Source organism: Pontibacter anaerobius (assembly GCF_026241195.1).
Taxonomy (GTDB): domain Bacteria; phylum Bacteroidota; class Bacteroidia; order Cytophagales; family Hymenobacteraceae; genus Pontibacter; species Pontibacter anaerobius.
The window spans coordinates 144,241-161,363 of record NZ_JAPFQO010000002.1 but is presented as its reverse complement, the minus strand read 5'-3'; the positions used below and the strand labels follow the sequence as shown (position 1 = coordinate 161,363).

The following is a 17,123-nucleotide window of genomic DNA, read 5'->3' as shown; positions in this document are numbered from 1 at the left end:
ACAAAAATAAGGATTATCGGCAAAAGTTACTACTTTATCTTACGACATAGGCTACAGCGGTTCTGGTTCCGGGCGAAGTATAAATACAACAGCAGCCACATTAGCGCGTAAAGCCATTATTAGAATGTTTTATTCGCTATATTTGAGACTCATTGCTTATTGCCGATCGCTTTGAAAGAAACTGACCTGACCGACATACTTTATATCTCCTACTACTGGCCCCCGTCAGGTGGTCCGGGTGTGCAACGTGGCCTCAAGTTCTGTAAATACCTGCCCCAGTTTGGCATTAGCCCCACCGTGCTCACCGTAGACGAGAAACAGGCCTCCTACCCTCTTCTGGACGAAACATTCACACAGGAGGTTCCGCAGGGGCTGCAAGTATACCGCACGGCCACGTCAGAGCCTTTCGAGTACTACAAGAAGCTTTCAGGCAAAAAAGAAATCCCATACTCCGGTTTTGCCAATCAGCAGTCCAAAGACACGCTGGTGGACAAGCTGTTCAAGTTTGTACGCGGGAACCTGTTTATCCCGGATGCCCGCGTGGGCTGGAACAAGCATGCTGTACGTAAAGCGGAGGAATTGTTGCAGAGCGGCAAGTATAAAGCCATCGTTACAACCAGCCCGCCCCACTCCACGCAGCTCATCGGCCTGAAACTGAAGCAAAAGTATAACCTGCCCTGGATAGCCGATCTGCGCGACCCCTGGACGAACATACATTATTACGACCAGCTGCTGCATACGCCCATCGCCAAGCGCCTTGATGAGAAGTATGAGCGGCAGGTGCTGGAGTTGGCTGATGCCATTGTGGTAACCAGCGAGGATACCAAGCGCCTGTTCCTGAACAAGCCGGCAAGTATAGATGCCCGTAAGATTCACGTTATCCCGAACGGCTACGATGGCGCTGACTTTGTATACCAGAGCAAGCCCCCTAAAAACGAATTTCTGATCACCTACACCGGCACCATTACAGAGCAATATAATATTGATGTGTTTCTGAAGGTGTTGGCTCACATGCTGTCGGTGCACAATGAGATCAACTATAAGCTGCGCTTTGTGGGCAAGGTGTCGGAGGGCATGAAAAAGCGCATAGAGAAGGCAGGGGTACTGGGTATCTGTGAGTTCATACCTTACGTGCCGCACCAGGAAGCCATCAAGTATATGATGGAGAGTACCGTGTTATTCCTGGCTATTGCCGACGTGGAGAACGTGTTCGCCAACGTGCCGGGTAAGCTGTTCGAGTACCTGGCTTCCAACAAACCCATCATTGCGCTGGGCCCGGTGCACTCTGACATGGATCGTATCATAGACGAGTGCGGGGCAGGCCGCCTGTTCCACTACACCGCCTACGACCTGATGCTGGACCACCTGAACCAGTGGAGTAAAGCCTGGAAGATCAATCCAAACTTGGATCTTCCCTACATCAACCATTCCCGCTTCTCGAGGGAGGCGCTGACGGAGGAATTAGCGAAGTTGGTGTTAAAGTTGGTGAGGAAGTAAAACATCGCACCCTAAAAATTTATTTCCTAAAACTAAAAAAACCTGCTCCTAACTGACCCAGGGTGCAACTCCCATCCGATTTTACTTCATATAGCCCACACACCTGAAGTTTGAAATCGTATTTATACTTCACTTAATTGTCTTAATCAGCAGGATTATTTCCCCAATATTAGCGGCTTATACTTGCCTCCACCAGAATCTGCTATTGTTTGAAATCGTATACAAATCCCTTAGATTATGCTTAAAAAAGGACAGCAGGTTTAAACTTTGTGGTTCGTATCTAATCCCTACAGACAATGCAAACCCTTTCCTATAGCCACGGAACCAGCACCACGCCCTTGCGAGGCGAAATCATTGGGCAGAGCCTGAGAAAAACAGTTGAGAAGTATGGCAACCGCGAAGCCCTCGTGATGGTGGAGCAGAATTACCGTGCCACCTACCAGGAGTTTTGGGAGCAGGTGGAGCAGGTGGCCAAAAGCCTGCTGGCCTATGGTATCGTGAAAGGCGACCGCGTGGGCATCTGGTCTCCGAACAGGTATGAATGGGTGCTGGTGCAATTTGCCACTGCCCGTGTGGGTGCTATACTTGTCACGATAAACCCCGGCTACAAAACAAACGACCTGCAGTACGCGCTCAACCAAAGCCAGATAAACCTGCTGATTGCCGCCCCAAATTTCCGGCAGACCAATTATATGGAGATGCTGGAGAAGATCCGCCCCCTTTGCGAGTACCCGGAGCAAACCGTTATCATGGACCATGACTGGCAAGATTTCCTGAAGGCGGGAGAAAGTGTAAGCACGGTGGAGTTGGAGGCACGCGAGCAAACCCTGCAGTTCGACGACCCGATCAATATACAGTATACTTCCGGCACAACCGGTTTCCCAAAAGGCGCCACCCTGTCGCACCACAACATCCTGAACAATGGTTTTTTTATAGGACAGATTTTAAAGTACACAGCAAAAGACCGGGTATGCATCCCTGTCCCCTTTTACCATTGCTTCGGTATGGTGATCGGCAATCTGGCCTGCATCACACACGGCTCCTGCATGGTGATTCCGGCAGCGTCTTTCGACCCGGAACAGGTGATGCAGACGGTACAGGATGAGAAATGCACTTCTCTTTATGGCGTACCCACCATGTTTATAGCCGAACTGGGGCACCCTAGTTTTCCTAAGTATGATTTCTCCACGCTGCGCACCGGCGTGATGGCCGGCTCCAACTGCCCCACCGATACCATGAAGAAGGTTCAGCAGCTAATGAACATGCAGGAGGTTACCGTATGCTACGGCATGACCGAGACCAGCCCTGTCTCCACCCAGAGCCGCACCGATGCCCCGCTGGACAAGCGCGTATCCACCGTCGGTACCGTGCACCCGCACCTAGAGATAAAGATTGTTGACCCGGAAATTGGCCAGGTAGTTCCGCGTGGGGAGCGCGGCGAGCTCTGTACCCGCGGATACTCGGTAATGCTAGGCTACTGGAATATGCCTGAAGCGACTTCCCGCGCCATTCGGAACGGCTGGATGCACACAGGAGACCTTGCCGTGATGGATGAGGAAGGATATGTGCAGATCGTGGGCCGCATCAAAGACCTTATTATAAGAGGCGGAGAAAATATTGCCCCTCGCGAGATTGAAGAGTTCCTGCTGACGCACGAAGACATTGTGGATGTGCATGTTATCGGGGTACCGGATGCCAAGTATGGCGAGGAAGTAATGGCCTGGGTAAAGTTAAAAGGAGGCATCACCCCAAACCCGGAGCTAATAAAAGCCTATTGCCGTGGCCAGATCGCGACCATCAAGATCCCAAAATACTGGAAATTCGTGGAGGACTTCCCGATGACCGTAACTGGAAAAATAAGAAAGGTAGAAATGCGGGAAATCTCAACGAAAGAACTGGGCCTGGAGAGCCCACAATAAGTATAATCCAGATTAAAAGAAGGCAGCCATCCCATCAAGCTGCCTTCTTTTAATGTTAAAAATCGAAACAAACCAGCCGTGCACCCTTCCGTTAAAATAAGTATCTTGCAGCATAATTGGGTGACCATCTTGCACCCAAAGTATAAAGCAAAAACGCAGCATGGCATTAGACCTTAATAACAAGGCAATATTGGTAACGGGTGGCACGGGCTCGTTCGGCAAGAAATTCGTGGAGATGGTGTACGCCCGCTTCCCGAACGTGAAACGAGTGGTGATTTACTCCCGCGACGAGCTAAAGCAGTTCGAAATGTCACAGGTTTTCCCGCACAGCAAGTATAACTCCATCCGTTATTTTATTGGTGATGTGCGTGATGGGGAACGCTTCAAACGCGCCTGTGAGGGTATCGATATCATAGTGCACGCCGCAGCGCTAAAGCAGGTGCCGGCCGCCGAGTATAACCCGATGGAGTGCATCAAGACCAACGTGCTGGGAGCCGAGAATGTAATAAACGCAGCACTGGATTGTGGCGTGAAGGATGTGGTGGCACTCTCCACAGACAAGGCTGCCGCACCCATTAACCTTTACGGTGCCACCAAGCTTTGTTCCGACAAGCTTTTTGTGGCTGCCAACAACATGCGCGGTAAGCGCGACATCCGATTTTCCGTAGTGCGTTATGGCAATGTAATCGGCTCCAGGGGCTCAGTAGTGCCATTTTTCATGAAGAAACGTGCTGATGGGGTACTCCCAATCACCCACCCGGACATGACCCGTTTTAACATTTCACTGGAAGAAGGTGTGGAACTGGTGTTTCATGCGCTGGAGCATCATTGGGGCGGCGAGATCTTCGTCCCTAAAATCCCATCTTACCGTATTACTGATGTTGCTGAGGCCATCGGACCTAACTGTGAGCAGGAAATCGTAGGCATTCGTCCGGGCGAAAAGCTGCACGAGGAGATGATCACGGAAACAGACTCCCTGAACACAGTGGAGTTGGACAAATATTATGTGATACTTCCGTCAACCCCGGTTTGGAGCACTGATAAGTTCCTGGAGGCGCATAAAGGAAAAATGACAGAATTGGGATTTAAGTATAACTCCGGCACCAATACCGATTGGCTAAGCGTAGAGCAACTGCGCGAGCAGATTCGCCAGCACGTTGACCCGAGTTTTGAAGTATAGTATCCTTAACACCTCCCTGGTTTAGGGCGAAAGCGTAGGATGTTCCACTCTCTGATTTTTAACCCGCTAACTTTCTAACACCTTTGTCAGAAGCTAAAAATAAAAGTATAAAACCTATTCCCTACGGCCGCCAGCACATCACCGAGGACGACATCCAGGCGGTGGTGGAGACCCTGACCTCGGACTTCCTGACGCAGGGGCCGAAGGTGGCCGAGTTTGAGGAGGCCTTTGCCGAGTACGTGGGCGCCAGGTACGCCCTGGCCTGCGCCAACGGCACAGCCGCCCTGCACCTGTGCGCGATGGCCCTGGGGGTGAACGAGGAGTCGCGGGTGATCACCACCCCCATCACCTTCGTGGCCTCGGCCAACTGCGTGCGCTACTGCGGCGGTGAGGTGGCGTTCGCCGACACCGACCCTAATACGGCCCTGCTGGACATAAACAAGGTGCGGGCCATGATCGAGGCCAAACCAAAAGGTTACTATGCCGGCATCATCCCCGTGGACTTCGCCGGCAACCCGGTGAACCTGGAGGAGTTTCGGAAACTGGCCGACGCGCACGGCCTGTGGGTTGTGGAGGACGCGGCCCACTCGCCCGGCGGCTACTTCTTCGACAGCCAGGGCGAGAAGCAGCACTGCGGCAACGGCAAGTACGCCGACCTGGCCATCTTCTCGTTCCACCCCGTCAAGCACATCGCAACCGGCGAGGGCGGCATGGTGACCACCAACGACGAGGATCTGTATAGGAAGCTGCTGCTCTACCGCACCCACGGCATCACCCGCGACCCGGAATTGATGGAGGAGAACCACGGCGGCTGGTACATGGAGATGCAGGAGCTAGGCTACAACTATAGAATACCCGACATGCTCTGCGCGTTGGGCCTCTCTCAGTTGCAGCGGGCCGACGCGGGCCTTGCCCGGCGCAGGGGCATCGCCAAGGTATACGACCATGCCTTCGCCGGCCTGCAGGGCATCGAGACGCTGACGACCACGGCGGCGGCAACGCACGACGGGGAGACCGGACATGCCTACCACCTTTACGTCATCCGCGTGGAGGACCGCAAGGGGTTGTACGATTACCTGCGCCAGCACAACATCTTCGCCCAGGTGCACTACATCCCCGCCCACACCATGCCCTACTATCGCAGCCTGGGTTACAGCAAGGGAGACTTCCCGGCGGCCGAGCACTACTACAGTGAGTGCCTGAGCCTGCCGATGTACCCATCGCTCTCACAGGAGGAGCAGGAATTTGTGATTGAGAGAGTGAAGGAGTTCGTGTGTGCGTAGCCTGGCCATCATACCGGCCCGCGGGGGCAGCAAGCGCATCCCCCGTAAGAACATAAAGGACTTCCTGGGCAAACCCATCATCGCCTACACCATCGAGGCGGCCCTAAACTCAGGGCTTTTCGAGGAGGTCACGGTCTCCACAGATGACTCTGAGATAGCGGAGGTGAGCCAAGGTTACGGTGCCGTGGTACCCTTTTTGAGGAGTACGGAGGCATCCGATGACTTCGCCACCACGGCGCAGGTGCTGGAGGAGGTGCTGGGGAAGTATGCAGAGGAAGGAAAGCACTTCGACTGCGCCTGCTGCCTCTACCCCACGGCCCCCTTCGTAACAGCCAAGGTACTGCGGGAAGCCTTCACAAAGCTTACGGAAGGGGGATTTGACACCGTCTTCCCGGTGCTGCGCTACTCCTACCCGATCTGGCGCAGCCTCAAAGTGGAGGGCGGCAGAGCCCTGATGAACTGGCCCGAACACCTCAACAGCCGCTCGCAGGACCTCCCCGCCTCCTTCCACGACGCCGGGCAGTTCTACTGGCTGTGGGTGGACAGGTTCCATGAGAGCGGGAGGCTGTTCACCGGGAACAGCGGCGTGGTGGAGCTCTCTGACCTCGAGGCGCAGGACATCGACACCGAGACAGACTGGAGGCTGGCAGAGCTCAAGTATAAATTGCTGCACGGAATTGGCTGAGACAGGCAAAGACATAAACCAAAAGGGACCGCGCGTCGTCTTCCGCGCCGACGGCAACAGCCGCATCGGGCTGGGGCACGTGGTGCGCTCGATGGCCCTGGCGCAGATGCTTCAGGGGGAGTTCTCCTGCGTGTTTGCCATCCAGCAGCCGGAGGAGTCCTTGGAGAAGCAGCTGTGCCAGGTGTGCACAGCGGTAGTCTTACTGCCTGTGCAAGATGTTGCAGAGAGAGAAGCGGCTTACCTGGCGGAGCAGGTACTGCGGCCTACGGACGTGGTGGTGCTCGACGGCTATCGCTTCGACAAATCCTATCAGCAGATCATAAAGAACCATGGCTGCGCGCTGGTCTGCATCGACGACATTCAAGCCTACCCCTTCGTGGCGGATGCTGTGATTAACTTTGCGGGTGGCGTAGTGAAAGATAGGTATAAAACAGCGCCTTATACCCGGCTGCTGCTGGGCCCGGAGTACGCGCTGCTGCGCCCCCCCTTCCTGGAGGCCGCCAAAGCGGAACGGAAGCTGCCGGATGGCGGGCTGCGCCTGCTGCTGAACCTGGGCGGGGCTGACCCGGAGAACCACACCCTGCGGCTGGCACAGGAGCTCAGCCAGCTGCAAGCCGTGGCAACCGTTGAGATTGTGGTGGGCGCAGCTTACCGGCACCTGCCCGAGTTGGAGGGGTGGTTAGTTGGATATCCAAGTATAAACCTGCACCGCAACCTGAGCGATGAGCAGATGCGCCACCTGATGCAGTCCTGCGCCGTGGCCGTCACCTCGGCCAGCGGCGTGGCCTACGAGTACGCCGCCGTGGGCGGTTTGCTCTACGTGCTGCAGACGGCCGATAACCAGGAAGGGCTCTACAGCTTTTTAACCGGAAAGGGAGTCGCACAAAAGTATAAGCAGCTACAAAGTATAAACCCTGCAAGTGTAGAGGGGGCGTTTAGCAAGCAGTTACAGGTTCAGCGGCAGTATTTCGACGGAAAAAGCGACGAGCGGCTACGGGAGGAGTTCCGCAGGCTCAGCCTCTCCGCCAGCCTCACGCTAAGGAAGGCAACGGCCGGCGACATGATGCTGGTCTACGACTGGAACAACGACCCGGAGGTGCGGCGGCACTCCTTCAACCCGGAGCTCATACCCCTGGCAAACCACCAGGCGTGGTTCGGCGCACGGCTAAGGGACGAGAGCACGCCCATCTACCTAGCGGAAGCAGCCGGGGAGCCGACAGCGCAGATACGCTTTACTCTCTCAGGGGGCATGGCTACCATCGGCTACCTGATCGCAAAGGAGTTCCGCGGCCAGGGGCTCGGGCACGTGGTGCTGCTGAAGGGGATAGCTAAACTGCTGCAGGACCATCCGGAGGTGAACCTGATAGAGGGGCTGGTGCAGCAAGAGAACATCGCCTCCGTGCGGGCTTTCGAGAAGGCCGGTTTTACCTACGGAGACCCGGACCCGGAGCACCCGCAGGCCCACCGCTTCGTGCTGGAGATCGGCACAAACAGTAACGCATAAACAGAAGAAAAGCATGATTCAAGATATCAACATCGCCGGCCGTATGGTCGGCCCAAACCACAGACCCTTCATCATAGCCGAGATGTCGGGCAACCACAACCAGTCGCTGGAGCGGGCCCTGGCTATCGTGGACGCCGCCGCCGATGCCGGCGCAGACGCCATCAAGCTGCAGACCTACACCGCCGACACCATGACCCTGCCCGGGGCGCTGACCATCGAGGACGAGGGATCGCTCTGGAAGGGCCGCGAGCTCTACGACCTCTACAAGGAGGCCTACACGCCCTGGGAGTGGCACCAGCCGATTTTCGAGCGGGCCAGGGAGCGCGGCATGCTCGCCTTCTCCTCCCCCTTCGACGAGACGGCGGTGGACTTTCTGGAGGAGCTAGGGGCACCGGTCTACAAGATCGCCTCCTTCGAGAACACCGATCACCCGCTGCTGCGCAGGGTGGCCGCCACGGGCAAGCCCGTGATAATGAGCACCGGCGCGGCCACCGTGCAGGAGGTGGCCGAGGCGGTGCAGGTGCTAATGGAGGCGGGCTGCAAGGAGCTTATCCTGCTCAAGTGCACCTCTACCTACCCGGCCACGCCGCAGAACACCAACCTGCGCACCATCCCGCACTTGCGCGAACTCTACGGGGTGCAGGTGGGCCTCTCGGACCACACCATGGGGGTGGGCGCCGCCGTGGCCGCCGTGGCCCTGGGCGCAACGGTCATCGAGAAGCACTTCACCCTCAATAGAGCAGACGGCGGCGTGGACTCCGCCTTCTCCCTGGAGCCCGGGGAGCTGCACACGCTGGTGGTGGAGTCGGAAAGGGCCTGGCTGGCGATGGGCAGGGTGCAGTACGGCGTGCAGCGCGCCGAGGAGAAGAGCCGCCTCTTCAAGCGCTCGGTGTACGCGGCAAGGGACATCAAGGCAGGCGAGCCGCTGACGAAGGAGAACATCCGCGTCATCCGCCCGGGGCTGGGCCTGGCGCCAAAGCACTACGATGCGCTGCTGGGCAAAACGGCCAAACAGGACATCAAGGCCGGAACACCGCTTAACTGGAGCCTCGTGTAAACATGCGTAAATGGTATGCCCTCTATAGCAACATCCTTTACCTGCACTTTTCGGAGGCATTTCTACAACTGCCCGAGAGCGCAAAAAATGCCGTATCGCCCCAAAATCCGCTGATGCGTTTGGGTAAAATGCTTGGCTATACTTTGGTGCGACTCTTTGGCAACCTCTTTCATTCAGTGGAGAATGGAGAAAAGCTGCAGGGCAAAGTATGGCTGTATGTGGTAAGCCAGAATAACTACGATAGTTTAAAATTTATCCAGGAAGGTCTTGAAGGAGCTGTTTTCGTAGCCGGGCAAAGCAAAGCGATTGGGAAATATAATAAGAAGGTGGAACGTATTTCGCTGCGGCGAAAAATTTTATACTACCACAAGTTTCCTCCCCTATACTTTGAATTTCTGAAGTATAAAAAAGAAAGCACCCTGCGTTTTACAGATGTGCTTTTTGATGCCGTAGGCTTTTATGAAGTATACCTGCGTAAGCTGCAAAAGTATAAACCAGCGGCCATTGTGTTTGCCAACGACCACAACCCCGATGCTCGTGCCATGTTGTTGGCGGCAAAAAGTATGGGCATCAAAACAATCTACATTCAGCATGCGAGTGTTAGCCCTATGTTTCCGCCGCTGGAGTATGACCTGATTCTGCTGGAGGGTCAGGATGCGCTGGACAAGTATAAAATGTGCGGTTCTGTGACGGGGCAGGTGGAGCTGATCGGCATGCCCAAAGCAGATGCATACGTTCCTTTCCGCAACAAGAACCAAACTATCCTGACCATTGGCATAGGCTGTAATTTGATGGATGACTTAAAGGAGGTAGAGAAGTTGGTAAGGCAACTCACAGCTTCTTTTCAGGAACTCCTGATCATCCTTAGGCCCCATCCGCGCGACACCCGTAATTTTGGACTCTTCACAAGTATAAGCCCGAACGTAACCCTCTCCGACAGCCGCAGCATACCCACGTTCGATTACCTGCGCCAGATCGATGTGCAGATCAGCGGCAATTCCGGCATTCACCTGGAGGCGGTGCTGCTTAATGTTTGGTCGATCTTCTACGATTTTAATCCAAAGCATAAGCTGGAGGATTATTACGGTTTTGTACAAAATGGGCTTATAGAGGCTGCCTCAGGACCGGATGAGTTAATATTTCTACTTAGAGAGAATATTGCGCATAAACCCAGCGTTTACAGTAGAGCAAGCTACTATAACGCAACCGTAGGTACACAACATGATGGCCAAAGCGGCATTCTCGCTTTAGAGTACATCCGGCGTTTCCTGCTATAATACCATATGAATTACATTTACGATTACGCCCTACTTCATTTCCACCTCCTTTACCCCAAAGCTAGAGATATTTCCTTTACCTACGGCGAAGCAGGAACAGCCAAGATTACCATAAAGAAGTATACCGGGAGCTTTTTCGAGAAGAAACGGCCACGACCGCAACAGGTTTTCTGGAAAGAGTGGAACGGCGCAAAACTGCCTTTCTTTTTTGAGGAGGATGACGAGCGGGAACTGATTACGTATTACCCAGACGGCTCCGCAAGTATAAACTACGACATCATTGCCTCAGCTTTTTACCTGCTCAGCGGCTGGCAGGAGTACTACGGCCCGGAGCGCGACCGCTTCCACCGCTATACTTACAAAGCCAGTGTGCAGGCCCGTTACAACTTCATCACCATACCGGTGGTGAACTATTACTTCGAGATGCTGCGTGAGGTAATGGAACGGGTGCATGGTATAAATCTGCAGCAGGACCACTGGGGCAACAACGGCATGGCTACCTGCCTCACCTGCGATGTAGACCGCCTGCATAGCGCCTGGCGCGTAGCCGGCAAGCAGCTCCTGTTTCATGCCAAAGCGCTGGACCTCACCATGGTGCTGCTGCAGAAAGCCGTGGGCAGAGACGCCTGGAACAACCTGCCCGAGGTAATGGCCACGGCTGAGAAGTATGGCGCGAAAACAACCTTCTTTTTCCTGCCGAGCAACCAACGTTACAATGGCCATCCCAACGCCGACCACGACCTTACAAAGTTGAAGTATCAAAACCTAATGCAGAGGATCTCAGACCGTGGGCATGAAGTGGCGCTGCACGGCAGCTTCGGTACGGCCAACGACCTGGTGCAGCTGAAGTCGGACCGTAGCAAACTGGCGCAGCAGGCACAAGGCAACCGCTTCCACTACCTCTGCTTCCAGCCAGAAACAACGCCCCAGGTACTGCAGCAAAGCAACCTGGCCTATGACAGCACCCTGGGTTTTTCGGAGCACATCGGATTCCGGAACTCTTACTGCCACCCCTTCTTCCCGTTTGATTTCCAGAACCGGAGGGCGCATAAGTTTGTAGAGCTGCCCCTGATGCTGATGGATGCCACGCTGTATGACGTGAACTTTATGCACCTAAAGCCGCAGGAGGCGCTGGAGAAAATAAAGCCTATGCTGCAGGAGATCCAGAAATTCAAAGGCCTGTTCACGCTGCTGTGGCACAACGAGAATTACTCCAAATACAACGAGTACGCCGTACCAAAAGGAGAGCCAGGCTGGCGCGAGGTATTGGAGAAAATACTGCAGCAACTGAAGGCGGCTGACTCCGTGTTTTATACTTGTGCCGAGGCAGCAGCCATAGCAAAAGGAGAGCCCCAAGAATAACTATCCGCAGATAACCACCAACTAATATACAGATTTACTATTTTTGTGGTTCACTCTTTAGCCAATGAGCAGAACCTTACAGCGCGAAGGAATCTGGAACACCACCATTTCGTATGCCGGCATCCTGATCGGGTATGTGAACACGGTGCTGCTCTTCCCTAATTTTATGGACGAGGCGGAGGTGGGCCTCACGCGCCTGCTCTTGTCTATCTCCGTGATGTATGCACAATTCTCTGCCCTGGGATTTGTGAACATGAGCGTGCGTTATTTCCCATACTTCAGGGATAAGGACAAGCAACACAATGGTTTTCTGTTCCTGCTGCTCTCGGTGCCGCTGCTTGGGTTTATACTTACCACAGCACTTTTTCTGCTCTTTAAGCCGGTTGTGGTCGGTTATTATGCCGAAAACTCCCCGCTCATCATCGACTATTATTATTACCTCATCCCGCTGTCGCTGTTTGCGCTGCTGTTCAACATGTTCACCGCGTATCTGCGGTCCCTGTACAAAACCATCGTCTCTTCTTTTGTACAGGACTTTCTGCTGCGCATACTTACCACGGTGCTTATCAGTGTGTATGCCTGGGGCGTGATGGAGTTCCATACGTTTGTGCTGCTATACATTATCGTGAACTCAGTGGGGGCGCTGGTGCTGGCAGGCTATACTATTTGGCTGAAGCAGCTGTATTTAAAGCCCTCGCTGGCCGTGCTCAGCATCATCCCCATCCGGGAGCTGTTCTACTATGGCTTCTTCACGTTGCTCGGCAACATCTCCACCACCATTATCACCACCGTAGACCAGGTCATGATCTCCTCTTACAGCCTCTCGGACAACGGTATTTACACCACTGCCTTTTTCATGACGAGTGCCATACTTGTACCAGGCAGGTCTATACTGAAGATCGCCCACCCGCAGGTGGCGGAGTTCTGGAAAGAGAAGGACATGAAAGGGATGGGAACCCTCTACCAGGACGTGACCATGATCAACCTGATCGTGGGGCAGCTGCTCTTTATCGGCATCTGGGCCAACATCGATAACATTTACGATTTTATGCCGGAGAGCTACCGTGCCGGCAAGTATGTCGTGCTTTTCCTGGCCCTGGCCCGCCTGGTGGATCTGGCTACCAGTTTGAACGGGGCAATTCTGGCCACTTCTGAAAAGTATAAATGGGACCTTGGCTTCAACATCGTGCTGGCAGGCCTCACCATCTGGACAAACTGGTACTTTATTCCGCGCTATGGCATTGAGGGAGCAGCCTTGGCTTCAATGTTGTCTTTAGTGACCATGAACTTGGCGCGCCTCCTGTTCGTGAAGTTTATTTACCACATCCAACCTTTCACCTGGAGTGCGCTAAGTATTACGGCCATCGCTGCCGCCACTTTAGGCGCCTCTTACCTTCTGCCCTACCTCGGCAACGTGTTCCTTGACATCATCATACGTTCCTTGCTTATAACAGCCATTTACATGGCGCTGGCCTTGAACCTGAATATTTACCCGGAAATGAACACCTGGCTGCGTAAGGTTATCCACGGAATCACCGGCTGGAGGCTGTAGCCATACCTTAATTCCGCATCAGGAGCTCTCCTTAACATAATCTACCACATGTTGACAAATATAGCTTAGCTGATCCTCCTTCAGTTCAGAGTGTATGGGCAGCGAAAGGACGCTTCGGCTCAGTAGTTCAGCAACAGCGAAATCACCTTGCTTGTAGCCAACAGCCTGGTAAGCTTCCTGAAAGTGTAGTGGCTCTGGGTAGTAAATCATACTTGGAATATGGTTATCGCGGAGGTATTGCTGCAGCCCGTCGCGCACACCTGGCGCCACCCGAATGGTATAGGCCACAAACGTATGCGAGCTGTGAACCGAACGTTTCGGGGGATGAATAAGCCCTGTTTCTCCCAAAGCATGATCATAATACTGAGCAATGTTTAGACGTGAAGCATTGTACTCATCCACATACTTCACCTTCACATCTAACATGGCTGCCTGAAGGGCGTCAAGTTGGGAAACTTTATACTTACTATTGTCCGATACGATGTGTTGCAAACGTTCAGCAAGGTCATCATTATCCGTAAATACGGCGGCGCCCTCCCCTGTTCCAGCCTCCGGTTTTGCGTTGAAAAAAGAAGTAACTCCCATATGCCCCATAGCCCCTGCGCGGCGCTTTATCCCATCGGACCGAGTATAAACAGCCCCAAAAGCTTGGGTACTGTCTTCAATTAGCCATAACTTATACTTCTCTGCTATAGTTAGCAATGCATCCATGGGCGCAGATTGCCCAAACATATGTACGGGTATAATGGCCGCCGTAGCCGGTGTTATAGCACGCTCCACTGCTGCTGGGTCCAGGGTAAAGGTCTGTTCATCTACATCTGCAAAAACTGGCTTTAGCCCCATCTGTACCACAACTTCCGCAGCAACAGCATAGTTGAAAACTGGTATAACCACCTCCGCCCCTTCAGGTAATGGCAGGGCCATTAGTGCTAGCTGAAGCGCTTCCCTGCCATTGGTACAAGGCATGGCATGTTGCACACCTTGTATATTAATTAAAGTATGTGCCAGCTGCTTTACCTGGGCATTTCCTTCAAAATCCATACTACCCATAACAGCACTAAAAGCCGCATCTAACTCGGATTTTAGTTTGGCATAGATTGCCTTGGAGGCGGTCATTTTTATGTCTTCCATGGGTATGAATGATGTGGTAGCCAAAGATAGGCATAGTTAAGCATTTAACAGAACCTACTACAGGTACGCCTATACTTCGTAACCCCTTCTGAGTCTGCCGCGTTAGCCAAATCTAAAGCAAAACCATTCAACTATGTATAAATGTAAGCATATACTCATAGCAATAGCCATTCCGCTTCTACTTAGCGCCTGCAACGGCCAGGACGCTGAAAAAGCAGCTGAGAATGAGCAGGCCCTGACAGAATACCGCGACTATGTAACAAGTTTTGAGACCGACAGCCTGAGCGAGGTGGAAATGAGAGCCCTGCAGCAGTCAGCGGATGATTCTACGGCCTGGGAAACAGAGAAAGCCAAATTGCAGGAGATGTATGATGAAAGACGGGAACGTGTAGAGAAAAACCTGGAAGAGCTGACTTCAGAGCAACAAGCCGAAGCACAGCAACTGGAGCAGCGTTACAACAACGCGCTTGCTACACGTGAGCAACAGTACAGGGACGCCAGCCATAGGTACAGACTCCGCCGCGACCTGCTTGGCCTTGAGATAAAGGAAGATGACCTAAGCGACGTTACCGCGGCAAACATTGGCGCCACCTATGATCGCTTTGTTACAAACCTGCAGCAGAATGCAGAAAAATATAAAGACCGTGATTGGGAACTGATTGAGGGCTGGTGGAGTGCCCTAAACAGCCGTTACCGCACCTTAGAGGGGAAACTTCAGTCCGGCACTAAAAAAATCGTGCAACAGGCACAGAATCAGTACAAAGAGATCAGGCCGAAGGTGGATATAAACGGTAATGAAGAATAACGCCTGAGCTATTATTCTAAAACGTGCAAAGCAAGAAAGTTAATCTTTCTGCTAGTAGCCGTTTACCAGGGTAAACTCCTCTACCTTAGAATCCAGCACACGGCCGCTCTCGCATTTCAAAACACGCTGCGGGTAGCGCTGTATAATCTCGTAATTATGGGTAGCCATCAGCACGGCGGTACCATGTTTGTTGATCTCCTGGAAAAGCTTCATGATACCGTCGGCTACCATAGGGTCGAGGTTACCGGTAGGCTCATCTGCGAAAAGTATAACAGGTTCGTTAAGCAAGGCGCGGGCAACCACCACACGCTGCTGCTCACCACCCGACAGCTGATGCGGCATCTTATTCGCAGCCGCATCCAGCCCCACGCGCATCAACACCTCCGAGATTCGCTGCTTCCGCTTCGACTTGTCGCTCCACCCGGTGGCTCTCAGCACAAAGGCCAGGTTCTCAGCCACGCTGCGGTCCGAAAGCAGTTGAAAGTCCTGAAAGATAATTCCTACCTTGCGGCGCAGGTACGGAATCTGCTTGCGGCGCAATTTACCTAACTGAAAATCAGCCACAGCAGCGCTACCTGTCTGCAGGGGTAGATCAGCATACAGAGTCTTTAGCAGTGAGCTCTTACCGCTTCCCGTGCGGCCCACCAGGTACACAAACTCCCCTTTCTCCACATCAAAACTTACATTGCTGAGAATAGTATTAACGTCCTGGTAAATAGTGACATCGCGTAACGAAACCACCGGTGAAGAGGAAAAACTCATACGTACTGCTTAAATATCTAATTTCTGTAGTTTGCCGAACTCCAGTGAGTCGATCAGGGCTGCCAGCGCATCTTCTTTTCCCTCCAGACCATAGCGGTCAAGATTTTTAAGCGGACGGTCAGCCCTAAAGTATGCAATTAGCACAAAATTCTCATCGCGGAGCTGGATATAGTCCGGAATTTTGGCTTTGCCTTTAACTTTGATGATATACATCTTTTTTATTGAATGAATAATGAATTGTGACTAATGATTAATTGCTAGGGCATAAAATGGATAATGATGAATGAAGTAAAGTGTATAAGATTCAAGCCTTATTCAGTACTCTTCATTAATCATTTCTCATTAGTCATTCATTATTACTTATTGCCTTTGGCATGGTCAGCCAGGAACTTCTCCAGACCGATATCGGTCAGCGGGTGCTTTAGCAGGCCGGTAATCACATTTAGCGGACAGGTTACCACATCGGCACCTACCTCAGCGCATTGCACCAGGTGCATCACGTGGCGCACAGAGGCAGCCAATACCTGCGTCTGGTAACCATAATTGCTATAGATCTGCACAATTTGCTCAATCAGCTGTATTCCGTCCGTCGAAATATCATCTAAGCGGCCAATAAAAGGTGATACGTAGGTAGCGCCTGCCTTGGCAGCAAGTATAGCCTGCCCGGCAGAGAACACCAGCGTACAGTTTGTCTTGATACCTTTTTCGCTGAAATAACGGATAGCCTTCACGCCGTCGCGAATCATTGGCACTTTCACCACGATATTAGGGTGCAGTTCAGCCAGGAACTCACCTTCGCGCACAATCCCATCAAAATCGGTGGCAATTACCTCTGCGCTGATGTCGCCATCAACAATTTCGCTGATTTGTTTATAGTGGGCGATAACATTGTCGTGTCCGAAAATTCCCTCTTTTGCCATCAGGGATGGGTTAGTGGTAACGCCATCAAGCACGCCGAGGTCATGCGCCTCCTGAATTTCCTGCAGGTTTGCTGTATCGATAAAGAATTTCATAGTCACAGATGCTTAAGTTGTATTTACAAAGCTAAAGCATTAATCCAGAATCCGGAAAGAAATGTGAGAAATTTGCGAGGCTGTCAGAGCCTTGAG

The 17,123-nt window shown here is 52.9% G+C and carries 15 protein-coding genes; 11 read left to right on the top strand and 4 right to left on the bottom strand.

Annotation, left to right across the window (positions count from 1 at the left end):
• Window positions 1-171: 171 nt before the first annotated feature.
• The 10 genes from OO017_RS04075 to OO017_RS04030 all read left to right on the top strand — a co-directional run bounded on the left by OO017_RS04075 (window position 172) and on the right by OO017_RS04030 (window position 13,316).
• The gene (locus OO017_RS04075) at window positions 172-1,497 is read left to right on the top strand and encodes a glycosyltransferase family 4 protein (RefSeq protein WP_266051169.1); all 1,326 of its coding nucleotides are present in this window, start codon (window positions 172-174) and stop codon (window positions 1,495-1,497) included.
• A gap of 296 nt (window positions 1,498-1,793) precedes the next feature.
• A complete protein-coding gene (locus tag OO017_RS04070; protein ID WP_266051168.1) occupies window positions 1,794-3,416 on the top strand; it encodes an AMP-binding protein in 1,623 nt (540 codons plus the stop codon).
• A gap of 160 nt (window positions 3,417-3,576) precedes the next feature.
• Complete coding sequence (gene pseB / locus OO017_RS04065) at window positions 3,577-4,596, top strand: UDP-N-acetylglucosamine 4,6-dehydratase (inverting) (RefSeq protein ID WP_266051167.1); 1,020 nt, start codon at window positions 3,577-3,579, stop codon at window positions 4,594-4,596.
• Between the two features lie 83 nt (window positions 4,597-4,679).
• Entirely contained in the window at window positions 4,680-5,879 is a 1,200-nt protein-coding gene (gene pseC, locus OO017_RS04060) for a UDP-4-amino-4,6-dideoxy-N-acetyl-beta-L-altrosamine transaminase (protein ID WP_266051166.1), read from the top strand.
• Window positions 5,872-6,564 (top strand): pseudaminic acid cytidylyltransferase, encoded by a 693-nt coding sequence (pseF, locus tag OO017_RS04055; protein WP_266051165.1) that lies wholly within the window; start codon window positions 5,872-5,874, stop codon window positions 6,562-6,564. The genes pseC and pseF overlap by 8 nt, the downstream gene beginning before the upstream one ends.
• On the top strand, window positions 6,557-8,068 hold the full coding sequence (gene pseG, locus OO017_RS04050) for a UDP-2,4-diacetamido-2,4,6-trideoxy-beta-L-altropyranose hydrolase (RefSeq protein ID WP_266051164.1): 1,512 nt from the start codon (window positions 6,557-6,559) through the stop codon (window positions 8,066-8,068). Before pseF ends, pseG begins: the two co-directional genes overlap by 8 nt.
• Before the next feature lie 13 nt (window positions 8,069-8,081).
• Complete coding sequence (gene pseI, locus OO017_RS04045) at window positions 8,082-9,125, top strand: pseudaminic acid synthase (RefSeq protein ID WP_266051163.1); 1,044 nt, start codon at window positions 8,082-8,084, stop codon at window positions 9,123-9,125.
• Window positions 9,126-9,127: 2 nt separating this feature from the next.
• Window positions 9,128-10,402, top strand: a complete 1,275-nt coding sequence (locus OO017_RS04040; RefSeq protein ID WP_266051162.1) for a glycosyltransferase family protein — start codon at window positions 9,128-9,130, stop codon at window positions 10,400-10,402.
• Between the two features lie 6 nt (window positions 10,403-10,408).
• Window positions 10,409-11,764: a polysaccharide deacetylase family protein gene (locus OO017_RS04035; protein WP_266051161.1), complete on the top strand. Its 1,356-nt coding sequence runs from the start codon at window positions 10,409-10,411 to the stop codon at window positions 11,762-11,764.
• A 64-nt stretch (window positions 11,765-11,828) separates the two neighbouring features.
• On the top strand, window positions 11,829-13,316 hold the full coding sequence (locus OO017_RS04030; protein ID WP_266051160.1) for a lipopolysaccharide biosynthesis protein: 1,488 nt from the start codon (window positions 11,829-11,831) through the stop codon (window positions 13,314-13,316).
• An 18-nt stretch (window positions 13,317-13,334) separates the two neighbouring features.
• Here the strand turns inward: OO017_RS04030 and OO017_RS04025 are convergent, their stop codons facing one another.
• Window positions 13,335-14,447 carry a DegT/DnrJ/EryC1/StrS family aminotransferase gene (locus tag OO017_RS04025; RefSeq protein WP_266051159.1) on the bottom strand — a complete coding sequence of 371 codons (1,113 nt, stop codon included), beginning with the start codon at window positions 14,445-14,447 and terminating at the stop codon, window positions 13,335-13,337.
• Window positions 14,448-14,580: 133 nt separating this feature from the next.
• Here OO017_RS04025 and OO017_RS04020 point away from each other — a divergent pair, with 133 nt between their 5' ends.
• Complete coding sequence (locus OO017_RS04020; protein WP_266051158.1) at window positions 14,581-15,252, top strand: hypothetical protein; 672 nt, start codon at window positions 14,581-14,583, stop codon at window positions 15,250-15,252.
• A gap of 51 nt (window positions 15,253-15,303) precedes the next feature.
• Here the strand turns inward: OO017_RS04020 and OO017_RS04015 are convergent, their stop codons facing one another.
• The 3 genes from OO017_RS04015 to fsa all read right to left on the bottom strand — a co-directional run bounded on the left by OO017_RS04015 (window position 15,304) and on the right by fsa (window position 17,027).
• Window positions 15,304-16,014 carry a cell division ATP-binding protein FtsE gene (locus OO017_RS04015; protein ID WP_266051156.1) on the bottom strand — a complete coding sequence of 237 codons (711 nt, stop codon included), beginning with the start codon at window positions 16,012-16,014 and terminating at the stop codon, window positions 15,304-15,306.
• Between the two features lie 9 nt (window positions 16,015-16,023).
• Window positions 16,024-16,227, bottom strand: a complete 204-nt coding sequence (locus tag OO017_RS04010) for a fructose-6-phosphate aldolase (RefSeq protein WP_266051155.1) — start codon at window positions 16,225-16,227, stop codon at window positions 16,024-16,026.
• Window positions 16,228-16,370: 143 nt separating this feature from the next.
• A complete protein-coding gene (fsa, locus tag OO017_RS04005; RefSeq protein ID WP_266051154.1) occupies window positions 16,371-17,027 on the bottom strand; it encodes a fructose-6-phosphate aldolase in 657 nt (218 codons plus the stop codon).
• Window positions 17,028-17,123: the final 96 nt, after the last annotated feature.

Bases quoted from the DNA above. Each gene is read 5' to 3' on its own strand.
- OO017_RS04070 (WP_266051168.1), top strand. From the start codon at position 1,794: ATGCAAACCCTTTCCTATAGCCACGGAACCAGCACCACGCCCTTGCGA.
- pseB (WP_266051167.1), top strand. From the start codon at position 3,577: ATGGCATTAGACCTTAATAACAAGGCAATATTGGTAACGGGTGGCACG.
- OO017_RS04020 (WP_266051158.1), top strand. From the start codon at position 14,581: ATGTATAAATGTAAGCATATACTCATAGCAATAGCCATTCCGCTTCTA.
- OO017_RS04025 (WP_266051159.1), bottom strand. From the start codon at position 14,447: ATGGAAGACATAAAAATGACCGCCTCCAAGGCAATCTATGCCAAACTA.
- OO017_RS04040 (WP_266051162.1), top strand. From the start codon at position 9,128: ATGCGTAAATGGTATGCCCTCTATAGCAACATCCTTTACCTGCACTTT.
- OO017_RS04030 (WP_266051160.1), top strand. From the start codon at position 11,829: ATGAGCAGAACCTTACAGCGCGAAGGAATCTGGAACACCACCATTTCG.
- pseI (WP_266051163.1), top strand. From the start codon at position 8,082: ATGATTCAAGATATCAACATCGCCGGCCGTATGGTCGGCCCAAACCAC.
- OO017_RS04035 (WP_266051161.1), top strand. From the start codon at position 10,409: ATGAATTACATTTACGATTACGCCCTACTTCATTTCCACCTCCTTTAC.
- OO017_RS04010 (WP_266051155.1), bottom strand. From the start codon at position 16,227: ATGTATATCATCAAAGTTAAAGGCAAAGCCAAAATTCCGGACTATATC.
- fsa (WP_266051154.1), bottom strand. From the start codon at position 17,027: ATGAAATTCTTTATCGATACAGCAAACCTGCAGGAAATTCAGGAGGCG.
- OO017_RS04015 (WP_266051156.1), bottom strand. From the start codon at position 16,014: ATGAGTTTTTCCTCTTCACCGGTGGTTTCGTTACGCGATGTCACTATT.